Genomic DNA, 25,628 nt, shown 5'->3' with positions numbered 1-25,628 from the left:
GGGGTGCTGATCGAGGGCGTCCGGGACCGGCTCGGCCCGGCCCGACTCGCGCCGACCCGGCCGCCTGTCCCTCTACATCACTGTAGAAGTTATCAGCCTTCCCCGTCGTCCGAGTCGCCCTCGAAGAAGTCCCCCACCTCGTCCACGACCTCGGCCGCCACCATCCCCCCGGCGATTCCCGCGGCCCCGGCCAGGACGGCGGCGCCGACCCCGGACTCGTGGCCGTACACCGCGTGGGAGCCGTACGACGCGCGGTGCTCGACCAGCTCCTGGATCCAGCCGTCGACGAGGGCGGACCAGTCGTGCGGCCCGGCGGGGCCCTCGTGCGGGACGGTGAAGCGGCTGAGCGCGTCGTGGCCGCCGCGGCCGTCGGCGAACGGGCCGCCGCGCTTGTCCGCCTCCAGCACCACCTCCAGGGCGCCCGGCACGGCCAGGAAGGTCAGCTCGATCTCGTCGACCTGGTGGGCGTAGCGCGGGGGCGGGGTCAGCTCGATCTCCTGGTGGAAGGGCAGCCGCTGCCCGGTGCCCCCGATGCGTCCGTACTGCAGGTCGGCCGAGCGGAAGCCGAAGCCGAGCGCGCCGAGGGCCTCCAGGACGGCCTCCTGGGCCGGGAGCGGCGCCACGGTGAGCGGGTCCAGGTCGCCCCTGTCCCGGGCGCCGGCGACCGCCAGTTCGGTGCGCACGCCGAGCACGATGCCCAGCGGACGCCCGTACAGCTCGGTGGCCGGGGTCTCCCAGGGCAGCGTCACCGTGAACGGGAGGCTCGTCTCCTCACCCGCCGCGAGCCGGAAGGTCCCGCCGACGGTGTGCCGGCCGAAGACGACGACGCCCTCGCCGTCACCGTGCTCCCCGTTCCCCCTCTCCACGCGGGCCACCAGCTCCAGCACGACGTGCTCGACGTCGTGGCCGGAGGTGCCGCCGGCGAGGCGGACCCGGCCCGACAGCGTGCCGCCCGGCCGAGCGGCGCCCGGGTCGAGGACCGTGTCCACCGTGGGTCCGCCCACGCCGAGGGAACCGAGCAGCCGCTTGAACACCATCGAGGCGTTCGCTCCTTCACTTTCGGGCGGGGAACAACCGGAGCCGTCCGGCCGTTCTCTACAGGCGAGTAGAAGCATAGGGGCCTCAGGACTCCCGATCTTTTTGCTCGTCCTTTACCATGAGGGAGAACCCTCGGGCGCCCGGCTGGTACCGGCGCCCACCGACCCCGTTAAGGAGTCCCGTTCCGTAATGGAGCCTCCCAGTACCGGCCGTATCTCGGCCGGCCCGCCAGTGCCCCCGTATGCGCGTGAGGGAAGCGGGGTGGCACGGTGACCGAGGTCCTGCTCCTCCTGCTGGCCCTCCTCCTCACCCTGGCCTGCGCCCTCTTCGTCGCGGCCGAGTTCTCCCTCACCACCGTCGAGCGCTCCGACCTGGAGCGTGCCGCCGAGTCCGGTGAGCGCGGTGCCGACGGCGCCCTGAAGGCCGTACGGTCCCTGACCCTCCAGCTGTCCGGCGCCCAGCTCGGCATCACGGTGACCTCGCTGGTCATCGGCATGCTGGCCGAGCCGTCGATCGCGGTGCTGCTGCGCGGCCCGCTGACGGCGATCGGCCTGGGCGGCGCCGCCTCGACGGTGGCGACCCTGCTCGGCGTGGTCCTCTCCACCGTCGTCCTGATGGTCGTCGGCGAGCTGGTCCCCAAGAACTGGGCGATCTCCCGCCCGCTGGCCGTCGCGAAGGTCGTCGCGGGCCCGCAGCGCGGCTTCACCACCGCCTTCGGCCCCTTCATCCGGCACCTGAACAACACGGCGAACCGCTTCGTGCGCCGCTTCGGCCTGGAACCGGCCGAGGAGCTGGCCTCCGCCCGCAGCGCCGAGGAGCTGGTCGCCCTCGCCCAGCACTCGGCCGCGGAGGGCGCCCTGGAGGCGGACTCGGCCGAGCTGTTCGTCCGTACGCTCCACCTGAGCGAGCTGACCGCGGAGAACGTCATGACGCCGCGCGTGGACGTCAAGGCCCTGGAGGCGCACGCCACCGCCGCCGACGCCGCGAACCTCTCGCACGCCACCGGCCTGTCCCGCTTCCCGGTCTACCGGGACAGCCTGGACGAGGTCGTCGGCACCGTCCACATCCGCGACGTGCTGGCCCTGGAGCCGGACAAGCGCCGGGACACCCCCGTCACCGAGCTGGCCACCGCGCCGCTCCTGGTGCCGGACAGCCTGCCCGCCGACCGTCTCCTGGAGCGCATGCGCGCCACCCGCACCATGGCCGTCGTCATCGACGAGTACGGCGGTACGGCGGGCGTGGCGACGGTCGAGGACATCGTCGAGGAGGTCGTCGGAGAGGTGCGCGACGAGCACGACCCGGTCGAGATACCGGACCTGCTGCCCGCCCCCGCCGACCCGGACGGCCGCGCGGCCTGGGAGGCCGACGGCTCGCTGCGCCTCGACCACCTGGAGCGCATCGGCCTGACCGCGCCGGAGGGGCCGTACGAGACCCTGGCCGGCCTGGTCGCCACCCGTCTGACGCGCATCCCCGCCAAGGGCGACGTGGTCGCCCTGGACGGCTGGCGCATCGACGTCCTCGACGTCGACCACCACCGCGCCGACCGCCTGCGCGTCACCGCCCCGGCGGCCGACGACGCGCCGGCGCACGAGCGGCCGGAGCGTGAGCGGACGTCGCCCGCACCGGCATCCCACGAGCGGTCGGCGCACGAACCGTCGGCGCATGAACCGTCGGCGCACGACGAGCGGGAGCTGGCCCGATGACCGTCGTACAGCTCTTCATCGGCGCGCTGACGCTGCTGACCAACGCGTTCTTCGTGGGCGCCGAGTTCGCCATGATCTCGGTGCGCCGCAGCCAGATCGAGCCGCGCGCGAAGACGGGCGACAAGCGCGCCCGGATGACCCTGTGGGGCCTCCAGCACATCTCCCAGATGATGGCCACGGCCCAGCTCGGCATCACCGTCTCCTCCCTGGTGCTCGGCGCGGTCGCGGAGCCGGCCATCGCGCACCTGATGGAGCCGGTGTTCGAGGCGGTCCACATGCCGCACGCGCTGGTCCACCCGGTGGCCTTCGCCATCGCCCTGACCCTGGCGACGTACCTCCACATGCTGATCGGCGAGATGATCCCGAAGAACATCGCGCTGGCCGCCCCGGCGACCACCGCGCTGATCCTCGGCCCGCCGCTGGTCGCCCTCACCCGGGCCCTGAAGCCGGTCGTCTTCGGCATCAACGCCTTCGCCAACACGCTCCTCAAGCTGCTGCGGGTGGAGCCGAAGGACGAGGTCGAGGCCGTCTTCACCGACGACCAGCTGGCCCGCATGGTGGTCGACGCCAGCGAGGCCGGACTGCTCACCCCGGCCGACGGCGAGCGCCTGCGCGACGCGCTGGAGCTGGGCACCCGCCCGGTCGGCGAGATCCTGGTCCCGGCCCAGAAGATGCGCTCGGTCCCGCACACGGTCACCCCGGCCGAGCTGGAACGCCTGGCCGCCGACGCGGGCTACTCCCGCTTCCCGGTCACCGGCCCCGGCGGCACCGTCCTCGGCTACCTGCACATCAAGGACACCCTGGGCCTGACCGACCGCGAGAGCCCCTTCCCGCGCACGGCCCTCCACCGCGTCACCCGCGTCCGCATCGACACCCCCCTGGACGACACCCTCACCGCCCTGCGCACCGAGGACAGCCACCTGGCCGCCGTCACCGGCGAGACGGGCGCGGTCCTGGGCTTCGTCACGATGGAGGACGTCCTGACGGAACTGGTGGGCCCGACGACGCCGGTGGCCTGACGCCGGGAACCTCCCCCCCGGGCCGCGATCGTCTCCTCCGGCGACAGTGACGTGCGTACCGCCGGAGGAGACCGCCATGTGCGGCTGACCGGGGACGGGGAGCACCCGCCGCTCTTCACGGTGTGCGTGGAGACGGAGGCCGACGGGGCGGTCGAGGCGAGCGCCCTGGCCGCCGTCGCCGGCGGGATCCGCACGCCGGACGAGTACGACCTCTCCCGCACCCTGCTCGGCCGCCTCGCCGACGGCACCAGCACCGTCGGGGAGCTGGTCGCCTGGCGCTGCTGCGGGAGTGGACGGCGGCCTCCGTCTGACCGACGGGTCGGTCACCGACGTGGCCGACTCGTAGCCGACCCCCTACCCGGGTAGCATCCGCGGCTTGGCTCCCCGGGGTGACGTGCCGGCCGGTGCCGTCTTCCTACCTTCCCTCCGTCAGCGCCACGACGAGACGGAGGAGGCGGACGGATGGGTCGCTTCAGGAGGTTCCTGACCACCGCCGTACTGACCACGCTGCTGGTCGGCGGCACGGCCGGCTGGGCGTCGGCGAGCAGCGGGAGCGTGCCGAGCGGTCCGCTTCCCGGTACCGCTTCCTGGCTGGCGGACGATTCCCTGGGCCGGAAACTGCCGGACCCCGCCACCGCCACCCCGGCGGAGGTGGCGGCGTTCTTCGCCGGTCTGAGCCACGCCCAGCAGGACAGACTCGTCGAGGACCACCCCACCGTGGTGGGCAACCTCGACGGCGTCCCCGTGCACCTCCGTTACGAGGCCAACGCGCCCGCGGGCGACCGGGTGCTGGCGTACGACCCGCGCGGGCGCGGGACGATCGCGCGGGTCGCGGGCGACCTGGAGAGCGCCGCCCACGTCTCGGTGATCGTCCCGGGCTCGGACATCGACGCCGAGACCTTCGACCGTACGGCCGAGCGGGCCGCCGACCTCCAGGCGGCGGCGGGCGACGACACAGCCGTCATCGCCTGGGCCGGGTACACGACGCCCTCCGGCATCGGGCTCGACCTGGCCACGGGCCGGCTCGCCGAGGCGGGGGCCGAGCGGCTGGTCCGTCTCACCGAGGGGCTGGACGCGGCCGGTCTGCCCGACCCCGCCCTCTTCTGCCACAGCTACGGCTCCGTGGTCTGCGGCCTGGCCGCCGACGACACCGACGCGAGCGACATCGTCGTCATGGGCTCGCCCGGCATGCGCGCCGCCGACGTCGGCGCACTCGGCACGGACGCCCACGTCTGGGCGGCGAAGTCCCCGCACGACTGGATCGGCCGCGTCCCCAACGTCGAGTTCCTGGGCCTCGGTCACGGCGCGGACCCCACCTCGCCCGGCTTCGGCGCGACCGTCCTGCCCGCCGACGACGTCCCGGCGCACGACGAGTACTTCGCCCCCGGCACCTCCACCCTGACCGCGTTCGCGGCGATAGCGGACGGAGCGCTGTCATGAGGGGCCCGCGTGCCGCGTTCGCCCGGTTCGGCGCCCGGGTCGACGAGCGGACTCCGGCCCACCGCGACCGTGCGATCGATGGCCTGCGCGCGTTGGCGCTGCTGGCCGTCCCGACCGGGCACTGGCTGGTCGGCGGGTTCACCCTCGACGGCGGCGGGCTGCACAACGCCAGTCCGCTGGCCACCTTCGGCGGCCTGGCCCCGGCGAGCTGGGTCCTGCAGATGCTGGGCATCTTCTTTCTGGTCGGCGGCTACTCCTCGTACCTCTCCTACCGGCGCCGCAAGGGGTCGGTGCGGGAGTGGACGGTCGGGCGGCTCAGGCGGCTGGGGCGGCCGGTCCTCGGCGTCACGGCCGTATGGGCGCTGCTGCTCCCCCTGCTGCACTACGGCGCCGGGGTGCCGGCCGACACCCTGCACACCGCGTCGACCCTGGTCGTCCAGCCGTTGTGGTTCGTCGGCGTCTACGCCGTGATCACGGCCCTCACGCCGTACTGCGTCCGCGCGTCCCGACGCCTCGGCGCCTGGGCCGCGGTGCCGTTGATCGGGTCGGTCGCGGTGGTCGACCTCCTGCGCTACGGGCCGTACGCGGACGCGATGCCGTCCTGGCTGAGTCTGCTCAACCTGCTGCCGGGCTGGATGTTCGCCTACCAGCTCGGAGTGTCCTGGGCGGACGGGCGGATCGGCAGGCGCGGGGCGTGGCTGCTGCTGGCCGGCGGTACGGCGCTGTTCGCCACGCTGCTGCTCGCCTTCCACTACCCGATGTCGATGGTGGGCGTGCCGGGCGAGGACCGGACCAACTCCCACCCACCGTCCCTGCTGGTCCTCGCGCTCGCCGCGGCCCAGTCCGGCGCGGCGATCCTGTTGCGCGACCGGCTGGCCCGGCTGCTGCGGCGGCCCGCCCTGTGGGCGCCGGTGGTGGTCGTCAACCTGTCGGCGATGACCATCCTGTGCTGGCACCAGACGGCGATGCTCGCCGCCGCCGTCCCCGCCTCGTACGTCGGGGAGGTCCCCGGTCTGACCGGCGCACCCGACACGGGCGGATGGGTTCTGGCGCGGCTGGCCTGGATGCCGCTCTTCGCGGGGCTGCTCGTGGTGATCGCGAAGTTCGCCCGGCCGCTGGAGGCCCCGTGGGATCGCACCGGCACGGCCCGGCGCGCGGCGGCGGCGGTGCTGGCGGCGGGCTTCGGCTACTTCGCGCTGGCCGCGTGAGACGGCGACTCCGACAGACCCGACGCGGCCCGATCCGGCCCGGCCTGATCCGACTCGGCCCGATCCGGCCCGATCCGGTCCGACTCGACCCCGTCCCGACCTCAGCCTCAAGGAGCCCCCATGCCCCCGGCCCGCGACACCTCCCCGCCGGACATACTCCCGCCGGACACCTCCCCGCCGGGCGCCGCCCCACCCGACACCGGCAGTGAGTTCACGCCGCTGCTGCGCGACGTCAAGGGGCAGCGACTGCTCGAACGGCGCACCGGCTGGTACGCGCGCGCCATCGCGGCCAACGCCCTCGGTCTGGTCGCCGTCGGCACCGGCATGGCGTTCCTCGGCGGTTCGTGGTGGGTGCTCGCCCTCGCACCCGTCCTCGCCGTCCTGTGCGCCCGCACGGCGTTCATCGGCCACGACGCGGGCCACGCCCAGATCAGCGGCGACCGCGCCGTGAACCGCCGCATCGGGCTCGTCCACGGCAACCTGCTGCTCGGCATGAGCTACGCCTGGTGGAACGACAAGCACAACCGCCACCACGCCAACCCCAACCACATCGACAAGGACCCCGACGTCGCCGCCGACGTCCTGGTCTTCACCAGCGAACAGGCTGCCGTCCGCACGGGTTTCCGCGGCTGGCTGACCCGGCACCAGGCGTGGCTGTTCTTCCCCCTCACCCTCCTCGAAGGCGTCGCCCTGAAGGTCCACGGCTTCCGGGACCTGCGCCGCCAGAGCGGCCGCGAGCGCCTCGTGGAGGGCACGCTCCTCGCCGCGCACGTCGCCGGGTACGCCACCCTGCTCCTGACGACCATGCCGCTCGCGCACGCCGTCGTCTTCGCCGCGGTCCACCAGGCCCTGTTCGGACTGCATCTTGGCCTGGCCTTCGCGCCCAACCACAAGGGGATGGACATGCCCGACCCCGACGGCGAGAAGTGGGGCCACCTGCGACGCCAGGTGCTCACCTCCCGCAACATCAGGGGCGGCTTCGTCACCGACTGGTTCCTCGGCGGCCTCAACTACCAGATCGAGCACCACCTGTTCCCCAGCATGCCCCGCCCGCACCTCCGGCTCGCCCGGGGTGCGGTCAAGGCCCGCTGCCGCGACCTCGGCCTCCCCTACGCGGAGACCGGCCTCGTCGACTCCTACCGGCAGGCCCTGCGGCACATGCACGAGGTGGGAGAACCGCTGCGTGCCGACATCTGAGGAGCCGACATCTGAGGGGCCGACACCCCAGGAACCGACAGCCGAGGAGCCGATGCCGTGCGTGCCCGCGGACGCCGCCCCTTCGGACGCCGTCGTGGCGCACACCGGGCGCCTAGGCTGGTGCCCATGACCCCAGTGGAGGAGGGACGTCCGCGTGCGCTGCTCGCGGGGGCGTCGCGGCGGTGGGTGCGGGCGCTGCCGTGGGCCGTGGCGTTCGTGCTGTGCGTCGTGCTGCTGCCCACCACCATCGTGGTCCTCACCGCCGACTACGGGCTGAACGGCGGCGTCGCGAGCGCGCTGGCCGTGGCGCAGTCCGCGCCGCTGCTGCTCGCCGTCGTACGGCCGCTGCACGCCTGGTACGTGGTCTTCGCCGCGGACGTGGCCGGGGCGCTCGCCCTGCTCGGCGTCGACTTCGAGCAGCGGCTGCTGTGGCCGTTCCCGCCCATGGAACTCGTCGGGTACGTCGCCCTCTGCCTCGCCCTGGGCCTGCGCGAGCGGCGCCGGACGCTGGTGCTGGTGTGGCTGGCGACGGCGGGCGCCAACGTCGGCCTGGGATTCGCCGCCCCGCACGGCTCCGGCGCCAAGGAACTGCTGTTCACCATCCTCGGGGGCGTCGCGCTGCTGCTGGGCGGTGTGCTGCGCGAGCGGTCCGAGGTGCAGCGCAGGCTGGTCGAGCAGGAGACGATCAGCGAGGCCGAGCGGGGCCGGCGCACGCTGCTGGAGGAACGCGCCCGCATCGCGCGCGAGCTGCACGACGTGGTGGCGCACCACATGTCCGTCATCACCGTGCAGGCGGACACCGCCGAGTACCGCCTCGCGGCGCTGCCGCCGGACGTGCGGGAGGAGTTCACGTCCATCGCGGCGACCGCGCGGGAGTCGCTCGGCGAGATGCGACGCCTGCTCGGCGTGCTGCGCAACGAGGAGGCGCACGGCGAACTCGCGCCCCAGCCCGGCCTCGCGCAGATCGGGCAACTGGTGGAGGCGACCGCGAGGACGGGCGGCCCGGTGGACTTCACCCCCTGCGACGCCGAGGTGCCCGAGGCGGTGGGCCTGTCGGCGTACCGGATCGTCCAGGAGGCCCTCGCGAACGTCGTACGGCACGCGCCCGGAGCCGCGACGCACGTGTCGCTGTCGGTGTCGCGGCCCGCCGACGGGCAGGGCGGGGAGCAGCCCGCCGACGGCCGGGGCGGGGAGCAACTCGCTGTCGGGCGGGGCGGGGAGCGGCTCACCGTTCTGGTCGTCAACGACCCGCCGCCCGAGCCGCCCGCCGGACCGCTCGAAGTGGGCGGCACCGGGCACGGACTGGTCGGCATGCGCGAACGGGTGCGGCTGGTCGGCGGCACCCTCGATGCGGGGCCGCTGCCGGACGGCGGCTTCCGGGTCGCCGCACAACTCCCCCTGACGGAAGAGGACCTCACGTGACCACGCGCGTCATCATCGTCGACGACCAGGCCATGGTGCGGGCGGGCTTCGCCGCGCTGCTGGCCGCCCAGAGCGACATCGACGTGGTGGGCGAGGCCCCCGACGGCGCCCAGGGCGTCGAGCTGAGCCGGCGCACGCATCCGGACGTCGTGCTGATGGACGTGCGGATGCCCGAGATGGACGGGCTGGAGGCCGCGCGCCGCCTGCTGTCGCCCCCGCCGGGGGTGACCCACCGGCCGCGGGTCCTGATGCTCACCACGTTCGACGTCGACGACTACGTGTACGAGGCGCTGCGGGCCGGCGCCAGCGGCTTCCTGCTCAAGGACGCGCCGCCCGCCGACCTCATCGCGGCGGTCCGCGTGGTGGCCTCGGGCGACGCACTGCTCGCCCCCTCGGTGACGCGCCGTTTGATCGCGGACTTCGCCCAGCAGCGCCCCGCCTCACGGGGCAAGCCCGCGCTGCGGCTCAAGGGCCTGACCGAACGCGAGACCGAGGTACTCACCCTGGTCGCCCGCGGCCAGTCGAACACGGAGATCGCCCGGACCCTGGTGCTGGCCGAGCAGACGGTGAAGACCCACGTGAGCCGTGTCCTCACCAAGCTCGATTTGCGCGACCGGGCGCAGGCGGTGGTCTTCGCGTACGAGTCGGGGCTCGTGGCCCCGGGAGAGTAGTCCCGCCCGGCCGGTCCCGCGGGCCCGGCCGCCTCCTCCTTCTCCCCCTACCGGGGTAGCACCTCCACATTGGCTCCCCGGTATGACGCCCGGCGCCGAGCCGCCCCCGCACTCTTCACCTCGTCATCAAGACGCACGAGCGCACCGACGAGGAGACGGCACCATGAGGCTACGCAAGGGCAAGCGGCGGCAGGCGGACGACCGGGCCGGGGCGGACCACCGCCCCGAGGCCCCGGCCGCCACACCCGGGCTCGCCGTCGAACTGCGCGGGGTCCGGCGGCAGTATGGCCGCGGCGCGGGCACCGTGCACGCGCTCGCGGGCGTCGACCTCGCCCTCCCGCGCGGCACCTTCACCGCCGTCATGGGCCCCTCCGGGTCCGGCAAGTCGACGTTCCTGCAGTGTGCCGCCGGGCTCGACCGGCCGTCGGCGGGTTCGGTGCGCCTCGGCGGTACGGAGATCACCGGCATGGACGAGAACGAGCTGACGGAGCTGCGCCGCAGCCGCCTCGGCTTCGTCTTCCAGGCGTTCAACCTGCTGCCGTCGCTGACCGTGGAGCAGAACGTCCTGCTGCCCATGCGCCTGGCCGGGCAGCGCCAGGACCGCGGCCGCGCCGCCGCGGTGCTCGCGCAGGTCGGGCTCGCCGACAAGGCGCGGCGCCGGCCCGGCGAGCTGTCCGGCGGCCAGCAGCAGCGCGTGGCCGTCGCCCGCGCCCTGGTCACCGCCCCCGACGTGATCTTCGCCGACGAGCCCACCGGCGCCCTCGACACCGGCACCGCGGCGGAGGTGCTCGGACTGCTCCGGCACGCGGTGGACACGCTCGGCGCCACCGTCGTCATGGTCACCCACGACCCGGCCGCGGCCGCCTGGGCCGACCGCGTGCTGTTCCTCGCCGACGGGTCCTTCGCCGACCACCTGGAGCGGGGCTCGGCGGAGCAGATCGCGGCACGGATGACCGCGCTCACCGGGCGTACGCGGGCGATGGCCGGGGCCGGTGCGGGGGTGGCGGCATGAGCGTCAAGCCCAACGGCCTCGCCCGCGCGGCCGTGCGCTTCAAGCCCGCCTCGTTCGCGGGCACGTTCGTCGCGCTGATGATGTCGGCGCTGGTCGTCGCGGCCTGCGGGGTGCTCCTTGAGACCAGCATCCGCGCCTCGGTACCGGCGGAGCGGTACGCGAACGCGCCGGTCGTCGCGGCCGCCGACCAGTCCGCGCGCGTCGTCGCCGACACCGTCGACGGCCCCGAGGAGACCGCGTACCCGCTGCCGGACACCGCCCGCGTGGACGCGGGGCTCGCGGCGAAGGCCGCCGGGGTGCCGGGCGCGGCCACCGCCGTACCGGACTTCACCTTCCCGGTGCACGGCGGTGACGGCCCGTCGGGCGCGCTCACCGGCCACGGCTGGGGCTCGCACGCCTTCACCGGCACCGCGTTGACGCAGGGCGCCGCGCCGCACACGGGCGAGGTGGTCCTGGGCGCCGACGCGGCCCGCACCGCGCGGGTCGGCGTCGGCGACACCGTCGCGCTGGAGACCGCCGACGGGCCGGCCGACTTCCGGGTGTCCGGGCTGGCCGAGGCCGGTGCGGGGGACACCGCGGACGAGGGGGCGGACGGCGTGGGCACCGCCTGGTTCGCCGACGCCGAGGCGCCCGTGCTGGCGGGGCACCCCGGCAAGGCCGACGCCATCGCCGTCATGGCGAAGGAGGGGGCCGACACGGACGCCCTCGCCGCGGCCGTCGAGAAGGCCCTGGCCGGCTCCGGCGCGCGGACGCTCACCGGCGACGACCGCGGTGAGGTCGAGGACCACGGGCTGGCGTACGGCAAGGAGACGCTCTTCGCGGTCGGCGGTTCCTTCGGCGGGATCGCCACGCTGGTCGCCGTCTTCACCGCGGCCGGTACGGTCGCGCTCTCCGTCGGCCAGCGCACCCGCGAGTTCGCGCTGCTGCGCGCCGTCGGCGCCACCCCGCGGCAGATCCGCCGTGCCGTCGCCGCCGAGGCGCTGCTGGTCGCCCCGCTCGCCGGGCTGCTCGGCTGCCTGCCGGGCATCGGGCTCGCGCACTGGTGGTTCGGGCAGATGCAGGACCGCGGGGCCGTCCCCGAGGCGGTCGAACTGCACGTCTCGGGGTTCCCGCTGCTCGCCGCCGTGGGCGTGGGGCTGCTCACGGCGCTCGGTGCCGGCTGGGCGGCCGGGCGCAGGCCCGCGAAGATCAAGCCGGGTCAGGCGCTCGCCGAGGCATCGGTGGAGCGGCTGCGGCCGGGTGTCGTCCGTACGGTCCTCGGTGTGGCAGCGGTGGGCGGCGGTTCGGCGCTCGCCGGTGTGGCGGCCTCCGCCGCCGGTTCCGACGCGGCCAACGCCTCGCTCGGCGTCGTCATGCTCTTCATGCTGGCCGTCGCCCTGCTGGGCCCGATCCTGGCCCGGCTGTGCGCGGGGCTGTTCGGCCTGCTGCTGCGCGGCGGTGACGCCTCCGCGTCGCTGGCCGCCGCCAACTCCCGTACGAACGCCCGCCGCCTGGCCTCCGCGATCACGCCGATCGTGCTGGCGATGGCCTTCGCCTCGACGCTGGTCTTCATGCACACCAGCGAGAGCCACGTCGCCTCGGAGCAGCTCCGCGACGGCATCACGGCGGACCACGTCGTCACCGCCCCGGCGGGCCTGCCCGCCGACGCCGCCGACCGGGCTGCCCGCGCACCGGGCGTCGACGCGGCCGTGAGCCTGCTGGACACGCAGGTGCTGGTGCCCGTCCGCGGCGGTGGCGAGACCTCGCTGCAGGGAACGGCGACGCAGGGCGTCTCGGGCTCCGGCGCGCAGCTCGCGAAGGTCCAGGACCTGGACGTGCGCGAGGGCGGCCTGGACCGGGTGGGGCCGGGCCGGATCGCCATCGACAAGACCCTCGCCACCGCCACGGACGTCGGCCTCGGCGACAAACTGCCCCTCTACCTCCCCGACGGCACGAAGGCCGACCCGGAAGTGGTCGCCGTCTACGGCCGCGGCCTGGGCCTGCCCGCCGTGACCATGGACCGCGCCGCCCTGGACGGCCACGTCACGTCGCCCTTCGCCGACACGCTGCTGGTCAGTGGCGGCGAGGCGGGACCGCTGCGGGCGCTCGGCGAGGTCACCGACGCCTCCGGCTACGCGCTCGCGCAGAACGTGGACCGCGAGTTCGGCGCCTGGGCCAACTACATGATGGCCGCCGTCCTGGGCGGCTTCGCCGCCGTCGCCGCGGTCAACACCCTGGTGATGACGGTCCTGGACCGCCGCCGCGAACTGCACACGCTCCGCCTCGTCGGCTCCACCCGGCGCCAGGTGCTGCGCATGCTGGGCTGGGAGAGCTTGCTGGTGTCGGCGGCGGGCGTGGCCCTGGGCACCGCCATCGCCATGATCACGCTGACTCCGATGATGCGCGGCCTGACCGGCGAGTTCCCGCACGTCCCACCCCTGCTGTACGCCGCCTTCGCCGCGACCGCGGCCATCCTCGGCCTGGCCTCCGTCACCCTCCCGGCCCACAGAACCCTGCGCAGCCGACGCCCATGAGCCCCGGCGAACGGCCCGGCCCGCCCGACGCCCCGGCTCCCGGGCCCACCCGGACGGTCCGGCCGCCACCGGCCCGCACCCGAACTCCCCGAGGGCCCCGTCACGGCGGGCCCCGGGGAGTCGGGGCGTGTCGGCGGCGGGAAGGCGCGTCCGCTCGCGCGGCGGTGCCCCCGGCGCCCCGGTCGACGAGGCATGCGTCCGGTCGCGGCACCCGGCGGCGAAGGCCGTCCGGCGCGGCACGCATCGGCGGCGAGGGCTCGCCCCGCGGGAAGGCCCGGGGCCCGGCCGGAGGGTCCGTCTGCCGGGGGTGTCCCGGTGCGCGCGCCGCCGGTCGCGGGGGTCCGGCTGCCTGTGGCGGCGGTCCCACCGGGCCTCGCCGTCAGTCCCCCTGGCGGCGGGTCCGATGGGGGCTGGCCGCGAAGGCCCGCCCGTGGCGGCGGCCCCGCCCCGCCGTCAGCCCGTTCGCAACGCGTCCGCCGGGGGTGTGCGCAGGGCGTGGCGGGTGGGGAGTTCGATGGTGAGGTACGAGGTCAGGGCCACCGTTGCCGCCACCGCCGGGAGGAGCCAGGACGGGCCGGCCGGCCAGGGGTGGCCGAGGAAGCCCTGGCCGAGGAGGGCCAGGGGGACGGCGGACAGCAGGAGCCCGGAGACGAGGGCCGCGGCGGCGATCACCGCGGCCTCGCGGCGCATCATCGCGCGGACCTGGCGCGGGGTCGTGCCGACCAGGCGCAGCGCGGCGATCTCCGCCCGGCGCTGGGCGGTGGCGGCGACCAGCTTGTTGGCGATGCTCAGCAGCAGGTAGCCGAGGAGCACCACGACCACCGCCAGGTTGACCCACACCTCGGGCGGCGCGTCCGCGCCGGTGGCGTCCTGGGCGGTGCTCGCGACGGCGAGGCCGGGGCGGTCGGCGGCCAGCGCGGCGAGCGCCCGCCCCGCCTCCCGCGTGCCGTCGGTGCGGACCAGGGCCCGCTGGTCGAGGCCGGTCGTGGTGTGCCCGGCGGCCAGTTCGCGGGAGAGGACGACCGGCCCGAATCCCAGCCCCCGGTCGTACACGGCGACGACCCGGGCGTCGACCCGCGCCCCGTCGCCGAGCACCAGGCGCACCCGCTTCCCGAGCCCGGCGTCGCGCGTGCGGGCGGCCTCGGCGCTGACGGCGACGGTCGCCCCGGTCAGCCGGTCCAGGCCGCCGTCGGTCACCCCGAGGTCCACCACGCCCCGGGCGTCCGGCGCGAGGATCATCGCCGAGGCCGACTCGGCCGCGGGCTCGCCCAGCTCGTCGTACTCCCACACCACCGTGGTCGTCCCGGCCGGTGCCGCCGCCCGTACGCCGGGCACGTCCCGCACGGCGGACAGGGTGCCGTCGGGCAGCCCGCCCAGCGCGGGCGCCGTCAGCTCGTACTGGGCGAGCGTGCCGGTGCGGGTGTCGTCGGAGGTGGCGGCCAGCACCGTGGTCTGGGTGAGGGTGTAGGTCAGGACGAAGACGACGCCCATGGCCAGCGGGCTGACCACGCCCGAAAGACGCAGGGCGTAGGCCCGTACGTTGGACAGCGCCAGCCACGTCGGCGCCGCCGCCCCGGGCCGCAGCCGCCGTACCACGGCTTCGCCCGCGCTCCTGACCAGCGCCGGTCCGGACATCGCCAGGCCGATCGCGGCGACGATGCCCGCGACGGAGGTGACCGAGGCCCCGAGGACCGTCCGGGACAGCAGCGGCACCACCGAGAGCGCGCAGGCACCCAGGATCAGCAGCAGCCCGGCCGTGGTCCGCGCCCGCGACGGTGTGCGCGGCTCGCTGCGCGACTCGGCGACCGCCTCGGTGGCCGGCATCCGCGAGGTGCGCCAGGCCGCGCACCGGGCGGAGAGCTGCACGGCCGCCGCGACCAGGAGCAGCGTGGCGAGGGCGGGCAACGGACCCACGGTGAGGGGGAGTTCGGACGGGAGTACGTCGCGGTCGGCCAGCAGCTCCCGGAAGCGTCCCGCCAGCAGGTAGCCGACCGCCACGCCCGGGACCAGGGCGAGGGCCGCGACGACCGTCGACTGCGCGGCGGCCAGGCGGCGGATCTGCCGGGGCGTGGCGCCGACCGCCCGCATCAGCGCCAGGTCGCGGCGCTGCCCGGCGATGGTCACCCCCAGCGCGCCCGCGACGACGAACCCGGTGATCAGCAGCACGATCCCGCCGAGCGAACCGGCGAGCAGGATCAGCAGCGAGCGTGCCGAACCCACGCCCGGCGCCACCGCCTCGCCCCGGTCCGCACCGGTGGTCACCCGGAGCCCCGTGCCCGCGACCTCCGCGCGGACGGCGTCGGCCACCCGCTCCCCGGCGCCGTCGGCGGCCCGCAGGCCGACCAGGTCCACGGTCCCGGCCCGCGGCCCTTCGCCCCCGGTGCTCCGCCCGGCCAGCGCGGCGGCCGTCCCGTCCGCGAACCAGACGCCGCCGTCCGCGCCCGGGGCGTCGACCAGGGCGGAGACCCGGTAGGCGGCGGCGGGGCGGCCGTCGGCCACGACCCGGACCCGGTCGCCCACCGCGAGGCCCGCCGCGTCGGCCGCCGCCGCGTCCACGGCGACGGTCTTCGCACCGGACGGCGCCCGCCCTTCGACCCGCGCGCCGGACAGCAGCCGTGTCGAGGACCAGCCGTGACCCGCCGTCGCCGGGTCCTGGGCGACGGGGACGGGCCGTCCGTGCCCGTCGAGGAGCGCGGCCGGGAAGCCGATGTCGCCGACGGCCGCGGTCACGCCGGGCAGGGCGGCCAGCCGGTCGACGAGCCGGGCCGGGACGGTGGCCCGCTCGGGCAGCGCGATCGGCAGGTCACCGCTCGGGTGGAACTCCTGCTCGGCGGCGACCACGACGTCCGCGCCGGCGAGCCGCCCGGGCGGCAGCTGCGAGCGCAGCCCGGACTCGGCGAGTACGCCGGTGGTGGTGATCAGGGCCGCGCCGCCGAGGACCGCGCACGCCACGGCGAGCAGGGCGGTGATCCGGTGCGCGGCCATGCGCAGGGCGAGGTGCAGCATGTCTACCGCTCCCCCAACGCGACGAGCCGCTGGGCCAGTTGCGGGGCCGTCGGCCGCTCCAGGGCCTCGACCACCCGGCCGTCGGCCATCACCAGTGCCCGGTGCGCGCGGGCCGCCGCGGCCGGGTCGTGGGTGACCATGACCACCGTTTGACCGAGGTCGTCGACGAGTGCGCGCAGCAGGTCGAGCACCTGGTGGGCGCTGCGCAGGTCCAGCGCGCCGGTCGGCTCGTCCGCGAAGACGACGGCGGGCTTGGCCGCCAGCGCCCGTACGACGGCGGCCCGTTGCTGCTGGCCGCCGGACAGCTCGGCGGGGCGGTGCGACAGCCGGTCGGCCAGCCCCACCCGCTCGGTCAGCGTCCGCAGCCAGTCCCGGTCCGGGCGCCGGCCGGCCAGGCGCAGCGGCAGCGTGACGTTGTCCTCGACGCTGAGCGAGGGGATCAGGTTGTACGCCTGGAACACGAACCCGACGCGTTCGCGGCGCAGTTCGGTGCGGCGGGTCTCGTTCAGGCCGGAGATCTCCTGCCCGTCGATGCGGACGCTGCCGGACGTGGGGGAGTCGAGCCCGGCGGCGCAGTGCATCAGCGTGCTCTTGCCGGACCCCGAGGGCCCCATCACCGCGAGAAACGTGCCGTGCTCCACGGTCAGCGACACCTCGTCCAGGGCCCGTACGCCGCCCGGGTACGTCCGGGCGACCCGGTCCAGCGCGATGGCGGGCGCCCGGCGCGCGGTGACGGCGGTGAGGGCTGCGGTGCTCATCGCCGCCCCCGCAGGCCGCGCACGACGAGGGTCCCGGCGGCGAGCACGGTGACCACGCCGCTGGCCAGGTGGAGCGGGGCGGCGGCACCGGTGAAGGAGAGGGCCATGTTGGCGACCGCGCTGAGCACCACCACGGCCCACAGCAGCGTCCGCAGGACGTCCCCGCGCGAGACGGCGTCCGGGCCCTCGCCGGGGGCCGAAGCGGCGGTCGGGACGGCCTGGGGCACGCCCAGGCGGTAGGGGTCCTGCTGGTTGTGGCGATCCTGGTGCGTCATGGCTGCGGCCTCCGTCGGCGTCGCTCTCGGTCGTCCCCGACGCTATGGAGCGAGGCACCCGGCGGCCGATCCCGTGGGCCGCCCGGTCCGGGGTACAGCAGGCTGTACTCTCCGGCTCCGCACCCGCCGCCGGCCCGTCCGGCGGCATAGGGTCGGCCCCACGCGCACGCCGGAGCGGGGCGCACGGACCGGAGGGAGGCAGGCGGATGACGGTGCCGGTCACGTCCGTGCGGGAGACCGCCGTACGGACGCTGCGTGCCGCCGGTGCCGCGACGGGGCAGCTCGTCGGCGGGCTCGGCACCGCGTTCCTGGCGCTGGGCGTGCTGCTGCTGGTGGCGCTGGCCGCCGTGACCGCGCCGGCCGGCGTGGGTCTGCTGCTCGCCCCCGCCGCCCTGCGCGCCCTGCACGCGCTCGCCCGCCGGGAACGCGAACGCCTGTCCCGCCGGGGCCCGGAGATCGTCCCGCCCGACCCGCCGCCCACCCGGCTGCGCGCGGCCCTGGGCGATGCCACCACCCGGCGCGAGCTGAACTGGCTGGTCCGGCACGCCACCCTGGGGCTCCTGCTGGGCCTGCTCGGCTTCCTGCTGCCGCTCTGCGCCGTCCGGGACACCACCTTCCCGCTGTGGTGGCGGCTGAGCCCCGGGGAGGCGACGACCACGTCCATCGGCGTCGGCACCGCGCACGGCTGGCCGGACGCGCTCGCGGCGACCCTGCTGGGCGTGGGCTGGACCGCGATCGTCCTGGGCCTGGGCCCCGGCATGGCGCGGCTCCAGGCCGCCCCGGCCCGGCGGCTGCTCGCGGCGGGCCCGGACACGGACCTGTCGTTGCGGGTGGCGGAGCTGACCGCGACCCGGGCCGCGGCGCTGGACGCGCACGCCACCGAGCTGCGCCGGATCGAACGGTCCCTGCACGACGGAGCGCAGAACCGGCTGGTGTCGGTGACGGTGCTGCTGGGCGCGGCCCGACGCATGGCGGCGCGCGACCCCTCCGGGGCGGACGAGTTGCTGGAGCGTGCGCAGTCCGCCGCGGAGCAGGCGCTGGCGGAGCTGCGTTCGGTGGCGCGGGGCATCCTGCCGCCGGTCCTCGCCGACCGCGGTCTCGCGGGCGCGCTGTCGGGACTCGCGGCGGACTGCGGGGTGCCGTGCCGCGTCGAGGCCGACGTGCCCGAGCGATGCGCGGCGTCGGTCGAGGCGACGGCGTACTTCGTGGTGGCCGAGGCGCTCACGAACATCGCGAAGCACAGCGGTGCCGCCCGCGCCTCGGTCACGGTCCGGGCCCGCGGGGGCCGGCTGCGCCTGCTGGTCGAGGACGACGGCCGGGGCGGCGCCGACGAGGACGGCGGGTCGGGCCTGACCGGCATCCGCCGCCGCGTCGCGGCACTGGACGGCACCCTCCGCCTGAGCAGCCCGCCCGGCGGCCCCACCACCCTGGACGTGGACCTGCCCTGCGGGAGCTGACCCACCGGGCCACGGGCCGGGGCCCGCAGTACGGTGGAGGAACCGGGGGCCTGCCGCGCACCGGCCCCGACACCGGTGCCGCTCCCGGCGATCGACGACGCCGGGCCGGTATCCGCCCGAGCCCGGGGCAGGACTCGCCTCATGACGGTGCACGTGCCGGTGCGGCCGGCGACCACGGAGCGTCAGGAGCGGCCCGCCGCGGCCCACCGGCCGGGTGCGCGGCGTCCGGGCCCGCGGCAGGGTTCCTCGCCGCAGGCCGGTGAGCGGCTGCGGCCGCTGACCCGGCGTCAGATCGAGGACCGGTTCGCCGAGCTGGGCGACCTGTACGCGCAGACCTCCGGCGGCGGCCCCCGGGCGTGGAACGCGGCCCGCGGCGCCTTCCTGCGCCGACTGGGCGCCGACGTACGGCGTCCGGGCTTCGGTCTGCTGATAGCGGAGACCACCGTCCTGACCGGCTGTGCCTACGGCTACCCCGTGCCCGGCGGCGACCCGCGCGGCGTGCGGGGACTCGAGCCGTACCTGCCGGGGAGCGTGCTGTCCGTCGCCGCGTCGGGCCGGCTCTTCCTGGTCTCCGGGATCGTCGTGCCGGCCCGCGTGCGCAGACAGCACCAGGACCGCGCCTGGAACCTCGCCCGGCGGTTGCAGACCCGCCTGCTGGCCGAGCACGAGGCCGCCCTCGGTGTCACCCTGGTGGACCGCACCAACGGCGCGACCGTGCAGGCGCTGCGCTCCTGGGGCTGGCGCTACGCCGAGGGCGACACCCTCCAGTCGTCCGTGCTCGGCCGGTACGGCGTCCTGGTCCTCGGGGGCTGATCCGGCGTTTCCTCCCGGATTGACGGTACATTCCGTGCTAACCTGGACATGTTGCAGTTGTGGTTGCCCTGTGCGTCGACCCCGGGTTCCGGGCAGGTGATCATCGCGGCGATGGGAGGCTCCGCACGGTGCGGGCCTTCAACACTGCCTAGGAGAAAAAAGCATGGCTTCCGGTACCGTGAAGTGGTTCAACGCCGAAAAGGGCTTCGGTTTCATCGCGCAGGACGGCGGCGGCGCCGACGTCTTCGCCCACTACTCGAACATCAACGCCCAGGGCTTCCGCGAGCTCCAGGAGGGCCAGCGGGTGAACTTCGACGTCACGCAGGGCCAGAAGGGCCCGCAGGCGGAGAACATCGTTCCCGCGTAACGACCCGCGTGACGACCCGCGTGCAGTACGTCGCGCGGTAGTCGCGCAGCACCTGTCGAGGGCCCGCACCGCACGGTGCGGGCCCTTCGCGTGTGTTCACCAGCCGGTCGCCACCAGGTGGTTCAGGAGCAGGGCCAGGACCGCCTGCGCCGCCAGCCAGCCGCGCGGCCGGGTGAGGAAGGCGCAGGCCGCGAGGAGCCACAGGGCGAAGGGGAGCCAGATGCGTTCCGTCTCCGCCTTGCTCATGCCGGACAGGTCCGCGGCCAGCAGCGCGAGCAGCGCGGCGGCCACGAGGAACGCCAGCCGGGTCTCCCCGGCCCGCGCACCGTCCGCCCGCACGCCCTCGGCGCGCCGCCGGACCAGTACGCCTCCGGCCCGCCGCAGGCCCGCCACCGTCGCAAGGCCCGTGATGAGCACCGTGCAGGCGAGGTTGGCCCACACCCAGTAGGCGTAGGGGCGGACACCGGCCGCGCCCTCGTAGTACCTCTCTACCAGCAGGTGGTACGCCTCCCACCAGTCGAACCCGGCCGCCGTGAACGCCGCCGGCACCACCGCCGCCCCCGCCAGCAGCGGCACGAACAGCACCGGCCGCGCCCGTACCCCGCGCCGCCCCAGCAGGAGCACCGCCGCCGCGACCACCGCGAACAGCGTCAGGCCGTACGAGAGGTAGCAGGTCAGCCCGAACAGCAGTCCCGAGCCCGCCGCCCACCACAGCCGCCGCCCGGTGACCGCGAGGGCCAGCAGAGCCACCGCCCACGCGGCGACCGCCGCGAAGTAGCCGTCGGCGGACGTGCCCATCCACACCGCCGCCGGTGCCAGGACCAGGAAGGGCGCCGCCCGCCGGGCGAGCCGCTCGGCGGCCAGGGCCCGCACCGCGACCAGCACCGCCACGCCCGCCGTCGCGCCCACGGTGATGGTCAGGGCCCCGGCCCAGCCCCCGCCGCCGAGCCCGATCCGGTCCAGGAGCACGTAGGTGAGCGTGGCCCCGGGCGGGTGACCGGCGACGTGGGCGGGCCAGTTGTCGGGGGAGTGGAGCAGGATGTGGCCGTTGAAGTCCCGCAGGGTCGCCGGGATGTCGTGCCAGCGGTCGATGACCGAGAGGTACTCCTGGCTTGTGGTGAGCCGTCCGGCGACGCCCCGTTCCCACCCGTCGATCAGCGCCAGCGACCAGGTCCAGGCCAGCGCCGTGCCCCAGGCCGCCGGCAGCAGCGCACGCCACGGCAGCCGGGCGGCGACGGCCGGGCCGTACGCCACGACCGCCGCCGCGACCACCACGGCGGCCGGGGTGCCGGGGCCCAGATGCGGGTCCCAGCGGCCCAGCAGGGGCGGCCAGCCGACGATCAGGTCGTCGTAGGTGTACACGTACCGGCCGACCAGGACGGCGGCCGTCACGAGCAGCACGGCGGCCGCCACGGCGTACAGGTCGCGGGGCACGGGGCGCGGGCGGGTCACGGTCACCCCGGCACCGTAGGCCGGGAGATCACGCATCGGGCGGTGCGCACGGCGGACGTCAGCGTTTCGTCATGGGTCGTGGACCGTTCCGGGGGCCGGTCCCGGCCTACGGTCGGGACATGCGCGACCTCGCCCCACGGCTTCCCTCCTCCCCGGGTTTCTGGCGCAGCCCGCTGCGCGGGCCCTGGTTCACCTCGGTGCTCGGCCTCGTCCTGCTCGTCGGCATCACCGTGCTGTTCGTGACGGGGCTGCTGTCCTACGCCGCCTACAACCCGGATCTGGCGCCGGTCAACGACAAGACCCCGGACAAGGGGATCCTCGGCTTCTACCTCTTCGCCTGGCCGACCGACCCGCCCTGGCTGTACCGGCTCACGCAGGGCGTCCACGTGACCCTCGGGCTGGTCCTGATCCCGGTGCTGCTGGCCAAGCTGTGGTCGGTGGTGCCGAGGCTGTTCACGCTGCCGCCGGTCCGCTCGCTCGCCCACGCGCTGGAGCGGATCTCGCTGCTGCTGCTGGTCGGCGGCGCCCTGTTCGAGTTCGCCACCGGGGTGCTCAACATCCAGCTGGACTATCTCTTCCCCGGCTCCTTCTACCCGCTGCACTTCTACGGCGCCTGGGTCTTCTTCGGCGCGTTCGTCGCACACGCCGTGCTGAAGGCGCCGACCGCGCTGCGCAACCTCCGGGCGATGCGGGGGGAGCGGGTGGAGCCGGAGGTGCGGGTGGAGCGGGAGGAGCGGGACGACCTGGTCTCGCCGCGGCCCGCCGCGCCCACCGTCTCGCGGCGCGGCGCGCTGTGGTTCGTCGGGGGCGGCTCGCTGCTGATGTTCGCCACCAACGCGGGCCGCGGCTTCGACGGGCCGCTGCGGGCCACCGCCGTGCTCTCCCCGCACGGGGGACCCGAGCCGGGCAGTGGCCCGAACGGTTTCCAGATCAACAAGACGGCCGCCCACGTCGGCATCGACCCGGCCGAGACCCGCGAGGACACCTGGCGGCTCGTCGTGACGGGGCGGGCGGGAAGCGTCCGGCTCAGCCGCGCCGACCTGCTCGCCATGGAGCAGCACAGCGCGGCCCTGCCCATCGCCTGCGTCGAGGGCTGGTCGACGTCCGACCAGTGGTGGCGCGGGGTGCGGCTGCGGGACCTGGCCGCGCTCGCGGGCCACGGGGACGACCCGCCGGACGTGTTCGTCGAGTCCCTCCAGCGACGCGGCGCCTTCCGCAGCGGGGCCCTGCGCGCCAACCAGGTGGCCGACCCGCGCTCCCTGCTCGCCCTGTACGTCAACGGCGAGCAGCTGAGCCCGGACCACGGACACCCGGCGCGGATCATCGTGCCCGCCGCGCCCGGCGTGCTGAACACCAAGTGGGTGGCCCGGATGACGTTCGGAGACCTGGGATGAAGCGCGTACGCCGGGTGCAGGGGGCGCGGCGGCCCCGGATCGGCAGTCCTTTCCAGATCCTCCTCCTCGCCTGCTCCTTCGCGCTCGCGGGCTACGCGGGCGTGCGGCTGCTCGCCGGCGACTGGCTCGGCGTGGTCCTCTGGTTCGTGGGCGCGGCACTCCTGCACGACTTGGTCCTGCTGCCGCTGTACTCGGTGGCGGACCGGGCGCTCACGGGAGGTCTCGGCGCGGCCCGGCACAGTGAGTGGACCTCGTACGTCCGGTTTCCGGCGGCCTGCTCCGGGCTGCTCCTGTTGGTGTGGTTCCCGCTGATCGGCGGCCGGGTCGACGCGAGCTACGCGGGGGTCACCGGGCTGTCGGCGGACGGCTTCCTCGCCCGCTGGCTGCTGATCACGGCGGTGCTGTTCGGCGGCTCGGCGCTGCTGCTCGCCGGGCGGCTGCTGCGCAGCGCGACGAAGCGGCGCCCGCCCGACGTCCACTGACCGGCACTGCGCCAGCCGGCCGCGCCCGCCCGGCGCAGCAGGGCGCGGGTGCCGATCCGCGCCCACGGGAACGGGCTGCCGGCGGCACGGGCGTGGGCGTCGGTGACGCCGACGAGCTGCACGTGGGCGCGTTCGTCGACGTCGACCGGGGCGGTCTCGGCGATCAGCAGGCCGCCGGGGGCGAGCAGGGCGGCGACGCGGGCGAGCAGCGCACGGGGATCGCCGCCGATACCGACGTTGCCGTCCATCAGCAGGACGGTGTCCCAGCGCCCCTCGCCGGGCAGCGGCTCGAACACGGAGCGCCGCAGGGACTGGCCGCCGAGCCGTACGGTGCGGGTCACGGCGGCCTCGCTGACGTCGATGCCGAGGGCGGTGCGGCCCCGGGCGGCGAGTTCGGCCACCAGTCGGCCGGGTCCGCAGCCCACGTCGAGGACGGCGCCCTCGCAGCGGTCCAGCACCTCCAGGTCCACCGGGTCGGCCCGCGCGCACCAGCGCTCCACCTCCAGCGGCAGCAGCCAGCCGTCGGTGCGGCGCAGGAACAGCGGCCCGTGTCCCGACCGCAGGGCGGCGGCGTAGGGGTCGGAGGCCGCCCAGGCGGGGGCGGGGGACGGCGTGCCGGGGGCGAGTCGCGCGGCGCCCTTCACCGGCTTGCCCGCCGCCGGTCCGCGGCCGGTGCACAGGCCGCCAGCCGGGCGGCGAACCGGCCGTCCGGGGCCAGGGCGGCGACGGCGCGGGCGTCGGCGGCGGTGTCGACGTCGCGCAGCGGCGGCAGGTCGCGCACCCGCAGTCCCGCCGTCAGGAGCCGCTCGCGCTGCACGGCCCCCGTGACCGGCGTCGACATGGGCACGCCCCGCAGCAGGGCGGGTTCCGGCCGGGCCAGGCCCAGGGCCCAGAAGCCGCCGTCCTCGGCCGGTCCGAAGTACGCGTCGCAGTCGTGGAAGTCCACGTCGAGCAGGTCCGGCGTCACCTGCGGGGCGTCCATCCCGATCAGCAGGGCGGGTCCCGCGCACCCGGCGAAGGCGTCCGCGAGCCGTTCGTCGAGCCCGCCGGCGCACTGCGGTACGACGTCGAAGCCGGGCGGCAGCCACGGGCCCGGGGCGCCGTCGAGCACCAGTACCCGGCGCCGCGCGGGCGTCGCGGCCACGGCGGCCAGGGTGTCGGCGAGGGCGGCCTCGGCCAGCGCGGCCGCCTCGGCGGGGGTGAAGGGCGGGGTGAGCCGGGTCTTGACCCGGCCGGGACGCGGCTCCTTGGCGATGACGAGGAGCGTGGTCGTGGCGGTCACCGGGTGCCGCTCCTCTCGCTGTCGCCGACGTCGGCGCGGACGGCCGGCGGCTCGGCCAGGACGCGGCGCATGTCCCGTACCGCGTGCCAGGTGCCGCGCCAGGTGCCGGTCACCTTCGAGGCGCCGGTGCGGGGCAGGTACGGGACGTCGTGCTCGGCGATCCGCCAGCCCGCGTCGGCGGCCCGCACCACCATCTGCAGCGGGTAGCCGCTGCGCCGGTCGGTGAGGCCGAGAGCGAGCAGCGGCTCGCGGCGGGCCGCGCGCAGCGGGCCGAGGTCGTGCAGCCGCAGGCCGGTGCGGTGGCGCAGCATCCGGGCCAGGGCGAGGTTGCCGGCGCGGGCGTGCACGGGCCACGCACCCCTGGTCCGCGGCCGTCGGCGCCCGAGCACGAGGTCGGAGGTGCCGGCGCGGATCTCCTCCACGAACGGCGCCAGCAGGCCCGGGTCGAGGGAGGCGTCGCAGTCGCAGAAGCAGACGACGTCGGCGGTCGCGGCGGTCAGTCCGGCGTGGCAGGCGGCGCCGAAACCGCGGCGCGGCTCGGTCACGACCGTGGCGCCGAGCGAGCGGGCGAGGTCCGCCGAGCCGTCGGTGGAGCCGTTGTCGACGACGAGGGCGCGCCAGCCGGCCGGGACGCGGGCCAGGACCCACGGGAGGGCCCCGGCCTCGTTCAGGCAGGGGAGGACGACGTCGACGTCGGGAGCGGGCGAGGTGGTCACGGCGTTCACCCTACGAACAGGAACCGGACGAATCGGACTTCCACTCCTTACGAAACACGGACGTCGCCGACCCGTCCGCCCTCGGAAGCCCCGCCGCCGAGCCCGCGGTGCGACGCTGGCCCCATGCACCAGCAGCCCGACACCTCCACCCCGGCCCCCGTACCCCCGGCCGCCCCCGTCACCGGGTCTTCGGCCGGGCCCGGTGCCGGGGTTCCGGGCCGGCCCGTCGACCGGGCCCCGGCCGAACCGCTCGTGGTGCCGCCGTCCGTGGCCTCGGGCGAGTTCGTGGGCGGTTCCCCGGCCGGTCCTCCGGCGCGGTCCTCGGACGCCGCAGGGGCGGGCGCCTCCGGCGTGTTTTCGGCCCTGCCCCGCGAGGGGCGCTCGGCCCAGTCCGGTGCCGGGG

22 protein-coding genes are annotated in these 25,628 nt (G+C 75.7%); 14 read left to right on the top strand and 8 right to left on the bottom strand.

The window, feature by feature from the left end; all coding sequences use genetic code 11:
* Nucleotides 1–92: 92 nt before the first annotated feature.
* Nucleotides 93–1,037, bottom strand: coding sequence for a sporulation protein (locus tag IE258_RS06665; protein WP_189740186.1), 945 nt, complete (start codon nucleotides 1,035–1,037; stop codon nucleotides 93–95).
* 270 nt (nucleotides 1,038–1,307) lie between these two features.
* On the opposite strand from IE258_RS06665, the gene IE258_RS06660 reads away from it, so the two are divergent.
* From IE258_RS06660 to IE258_RS06615, 10 genes are all read left to right on the top strand, one after another.
* Complete coding sequence (locus IE258_RS06660; protein ID WP_229891962.1) at nucleotides 1,308–2,741, top strand: hemolysin family protein; 1,434 nt, start codon at nucleotides 1,308–1,310, stop codon at nucleotides 2,739–2,741.
* Complete coding sequence (locus IE258_RS06655; protein WP_189740183.1) at nucleotides 2,738–3,760, top strand: hemolysin family protein; 1,023 nt, start codon at nucleotides 2,738–2,740, stop codon at nucleotides 3,758–3,760. The genes IE258_RS06660 and IE258_RS06655 overlap by 4 nt, the downstream gene beginning before the upstream one ends.
* A 78-nt stretch (nucleotides 3,761–3,838) precedes the next feature.
* Nucleotides 3,839–4,126, top strand: a complete 288-nt coding sequence (locus IE258_RS06650; RefSeq protein WP_229891961.1) for a hypothetical protein — start codon at nucleotides 3,839–3,841, stop codon at nucleotides 4,124–4,126.
* 96 nt (nucleotides 4,127–4,222) lie between these two features.
* A complete protein-coding gene (locus tag IE258_RS06645; protein WP_189740179.1) occupies nucleotides 4,223–5,200 on the top strand; it encodes an alpha/beta hydrolase in 978 nt (325 codons plus the stop codon).
* Nucleotides 5,197–6,408: an acyltransferase family protein gene (locus IE258_RS06640; protein ID WP_189740176.1), complete on the top strand. Its 1,212-nt coding sequence runs from the start codon at nucleotides 5,197–5,199 to the stop codon at nucleotides 6,406–6,408. The genes IE258_RS06645 and IE258_RS06640 overlap by 4 nt, the downstream gene beginning before the upstream one ends.
* 120 nt (nucleotides 6,409–6,528) lie before the next feature.
* A complete protein-coding gene (locus IE258_RS06635; protein ID WP_189740173.1) occupies nucleotides 6,529–7,605 on the top strand; it encodes a fatty acid desaturase family protein in 1,077 nt (358 codons plus the stop codon).
* A gap of 126 nt (nucleotides 7,606–7,731) precedes the next feature.
* Nucleotides 7,732–9,027: a sensor histidine kinase gene (locus tag IE258_RS06630; RefSeq protein WP_189740170.1), complete on the top strand. Its 1,296-nt coding sequence runs from the start codon at nucleotides 7,732–7,734 to the stop codon at nucleotides 9,025–9,027.
* Nucleotides 9,024–9,698 (top strand): response regulator, encoded by a 675-nt coding sequence (locus IE258_RS06625; RefSeq protein WP_003975186.1) that lies wholly within the window; start codon nucleotides 9,024–9,026, stop codon nucleotides 9,696–9,698. The genes IE258_RS06630 and IE258_RS06625 overlap by 4 nt, the downstream gene beginning before the upstream one ends.
* A gap of 163 nt (nucleotides 9,699–9,861) precedes the next feature.
* On the top strand, nucleotides 9,862–10,710 hold the full coding sequence (locus tag IE258_RS06620) for an ABC transporter ATP-binding protein (protein WP_189740166.1): 849 nt from the start codon (nucleotides 9,862–9,864) through the stop codon (nucleotides 10,708–10,710).
* A complete protein-coding gene (locus IE258_RS06615; RefSeq protein ID WP_189740163.1) occupies nucleotides 10,707–13,223 on the top strand; it encodes an ABC transporter permease in 2,517 nt (838 codons plus the stop codon). The genes IE258_RS06620 and IE258_RS06615 overlap by 4 nt, the downstream gene beginning before the upstream one ends.
* A 453-nt stretch (nucleotides 13,224–13,676) precedes the next feature.
* Here IE258_RS06615 and IE258_RS06610 read toward each other — a convergent pair whose 3' ends face one another.
* From IE258_RS06610 to IE258_RS06600, 3 genes are read right to left on the bottom strand one after another with little or no spacing between them, the layout of a single operon-like run.
* Complete coding sequence (locus IE258_RS06610) at nucleotides 13,677–16,229, bottom strand: FtsX-like permease family protein (RefSeq protein ID WP_189740160.1); 2,553 nt, start codon at nucleotides 16,227–16,229, stop codon at nucleotides 13,677–13,679.
* A gap of 2 nt (nucleotides 16,230–16,231) precedes the next feature.
* A complete protein-coding gene (locus IE258_RS06605; RefSeq protein WP_189740157.1) occupies nucleotides 16,232–16,987 on the bottom strand; it encodes an ABC transporter ATP-binding protein in 756 nt (251 codons plus the stop codon).
* Nucleotides 16,984–17,262 carry a hypothetical protein gene (locus tag IE258_RS06600; protein ID WP_189740154.1) on the bottom strand — a complete coding sequence of 93 codons (279 nt, stop codon included), beginning with the start codon at nucleotides 17,260–17,262 and terminating at the stop codon, nucleotides 16,984–16,986. The genes IE258_RS06605 and IE258_RS06600 overlap by 4 nt, the downstream gene beginning before the upstream one ends.
* A gap of 206 nt (nucleotides 17,263–17,468) precedes the next feature.
* Here IE258_RS06600 and IE258_RS06595 point away from each other — a divergent pair, with 206 nt between their 5' ends.
* From IE258_RS06595 to IE258_RS06585, 3 genes are all read left to right on the top strand, one after another.
* On the top strand, nucleotides 17,469–18,719 hold the full coding sequence (locus tag IE258_RS06595; protein ID WP_159325043.1) for a sensor histidine kinase: 1,251 nt from the start codon (nucleotides 17,469–17,471) through the stop codon (nucleotides 18,717–18,719).
* Nucleotides 18,720–18,860: 141 nt separating this feature from the next.
* A complete protein-coding gene (locus IE258_RS06590; RefSeq protein WP_189740151.1) occupies nucleotides 18,861–19,532 on the top strand; it encodes a hypothetical protein in 672 nt (223 codons plus the stop codon).
* Nucleotides 19,533–19,695: 163 nt separating this feature from the next.
* Nucleotides 19,696–19,899, top strand: coding sequence for a cold-shock protein (locus tag IE258_RS06585; RefSeq protein ID WP_059299396.1), 204 nt, complete (start codon nucleotides 19,696–19,698; stop codon nucleotides 19,897–19,899).
* 96 nt (nucleotides 19,900–19,995) lie between these two features.
* On the opposite strand, the gene IE258_RS06580 is transcribed toward IE258_RS06585, so the two are convergent.
* Entirely contained in the window at nucleotides 19,996–21,387 is a 1,392-nt protein-coding gene (locus IE258_RS06580) for a hypothetical protein (RefSeq protein ID WP_189740148.1), read from the bottom strand.
* Nucleotides 21,388–21,470: 83 nt separating this feature from the next.
* Between IE258_RS06580 and IE258_RS06575 the strand changes: the two genes are divergently transcribed.
* Entirely contained in the window at nucleotides 21,471–22,745 is a 1,275-nt protein-coding gene (locus IE258_RS06575; protein ID WP_189740145.1) for a molybdopterin-dependent oxidoreductase, read from the top strand.
* A 334-nt stretch (nucleotides 22,746–23,079) separates the two neighbouring features.
* Here the strand turns inward: IE258_RS06575 and IE258_RS06570 are convergent, their stop codons facing one another.
* Genes IE258_RS06570 through IE258_RS06560 form a run of 3 tightly spaced genes read right to left on the bottom strand, consistent with a single transcriptional unit; the run spans nucleotide 23,080 to nucleotide 25,234 of the window.
* A complete protein-coding gene (locus IE258_RS06570; protein WP_189740143.1) occupies nucleotides 23,080–23,871 on the bottom strand; it encodes a class I SAM-dependent methyltransferase in 792 nt (263 codons plus the stop codon).
* Nucleotides 23,868–24,509 (bottom strand): TIGR04282 family arsenosugar biosynthesis glycosyltransferase, encoded by a 642-nt coding sequence (locus IE258_RS06565; protein ID WP_189740140.1) that lies wholly within the window; start codon nucleotides 24,507–24,509, stop codon nucleotides 23,868–23,870. The genes IE258_RS06570 and IE258_RS06565 overlap by 4 nt, the downstream gene beginning before the upstream one ends.
* Complete coding sequence (locus IE258_RS06560; protein ID WP_189740137.1) at nucleotides 24,506–25,234, bottom strand: glycosyltransferase family 2 protein; 729 nt, start codon at nucleotides 25,232–25,234, stop codon at nucleotides 24,506–24,508. The genes IE258_RS06565 and IE258_RS06560 overlap by 4 nt, the downstream gene beginning before the upstream one ends.
* Between the last annotated feature and the right edge of the window lie 394 nt (nucleotides 25,235–25,628).

Source organism: Streptomyces tendae (assembly GCF_014650435.1).
GTDB classification, from domain to species: Bacteria; Actinomycetota; Actinomycetes; order Streptomycetales; family Streptomycetaceae; genus Streptomyces; species Streptomyces tendae.
This window is presented reverse-complemented; position numbering and strand designations above follow the sequence as displayed.

Excerpts from the sequence above, each read along its gene's own strand:
- IE258_RS06665 (WP_189740186.1), bottom strand. The coding sequence starts at position 1,037 with ATGGTGTTCAAGCGGCTGCTCGGTTCCCTCGGCGTGGGCGGACCCACG.
- IE258_RS06655 (WP_189740183.1), top strand. The coding sequence starts at position 2,738 with ATGACCGTCGTACAGCTCTTCATCGGCGCGCTGACGCTGCTGACCAAC.
- IE258_RS06645 (WP_189740179.1), top strand. The coding sequence starts at position 4,223 with ATGGGTCGCTTCAGGAGGTTCCTGACCACCGCCGTACTGACCACGCTG.
- IE258_RS06640 (WP_189740176.1), top strand. The coding sequence starts at position 5,197 with ATGAGGGGCCCGCGTGCCGCGTTCGCCCGGTTCGGCGCCCGGGTCGAC.
- IE258_RS06635 (WP_189740173.1), top strand. The coding sequence starts at position 6,529 with ATGCCCCCGGCCCGCGACACCTCCCCGCCGGACATACTCCCGCCGGAC.
- IE258_RS06630 (WP_189740170.1), top strand. The coding sequence starts at position 7,732 with ATGACCCCAGTGGAGGAGGGACGTCCGCGTGCGCTGCTCGCGGGGGCG.
- IE258_RS06620 (WP_189740166.1), top strand. The coding sequence starts at position 9,862 with ATGAGGCTACGCAAGGGCAAGCGGCGGCAGGCGGACGACCGGGCCGGG.
- IE258_RS06615 (WP_189740163.1), top strand. The coding sequence starts at position 10,707 with ATGAGCGTCAAGCCCAACGGCCTCGCCCGCGCGGCCGTGCGCTTCAAG.
- IE258_RS06610 (WP_189740160.1), bottom strand. The coding sequence starts at position 16,229 with ATGCTGCACCTCGCCCTGCGCATGGCCGCGCACCGGATCACCGCCCTG.
- IE258_RS06605 (WP_189740157.1), bottom strand. The coding sequence starts at position 16,987 with ATGAGCACCGCAGCCCTCACCGCCGTCACCGCGCGCCGGGCGCCCGCC.
- IE258_RS06600 (WP_189740154.1), bottom strand. The coding sequence starts at position 17,262 with ATGACGCACCAGGATCGCCACAACCAGCAGGACCCCTACCGCCTGGGC.
- IE258_RS06595 (WP_159325043.1), top strand. The coding sequence starts at position 17,469 with ATGACGGTGCCGGTCACGTCCGTGCGGGAGACCGCCGTACGGACGCTG.
- IE258_RS06590 (WP_189740151.1), top strand. The coding sequence starts at position 18,861 with ATGACGGTGCACGTGCCGGTGCGGCCGGCGACCACGGAGCGTCAGGAG.
- IE258_RS06585 (WP_059299396.1), top strand. The coding sequence starts at position 19,696 with ATGGCTTCCGGTACCGTGAAGTGGTTCAACGCCGAAAAGGGCTTCGGT.
- IE258_RS06580 (WP_189740148.1), bottom strand. The coding sequence starts at position 21,387 with ATGCGTGATCTCCCGGCCTACGGTGCCGGGGTGACCGTGACCCGCCCG.
- IE258_RS06575 (WP_189740145.1), top strand. The coding sequence starts at position 21,471 with ATGCGCGACCTCGCCCCACGGCTTCCCTCCTCCCCGGGTTTCTGGCGC.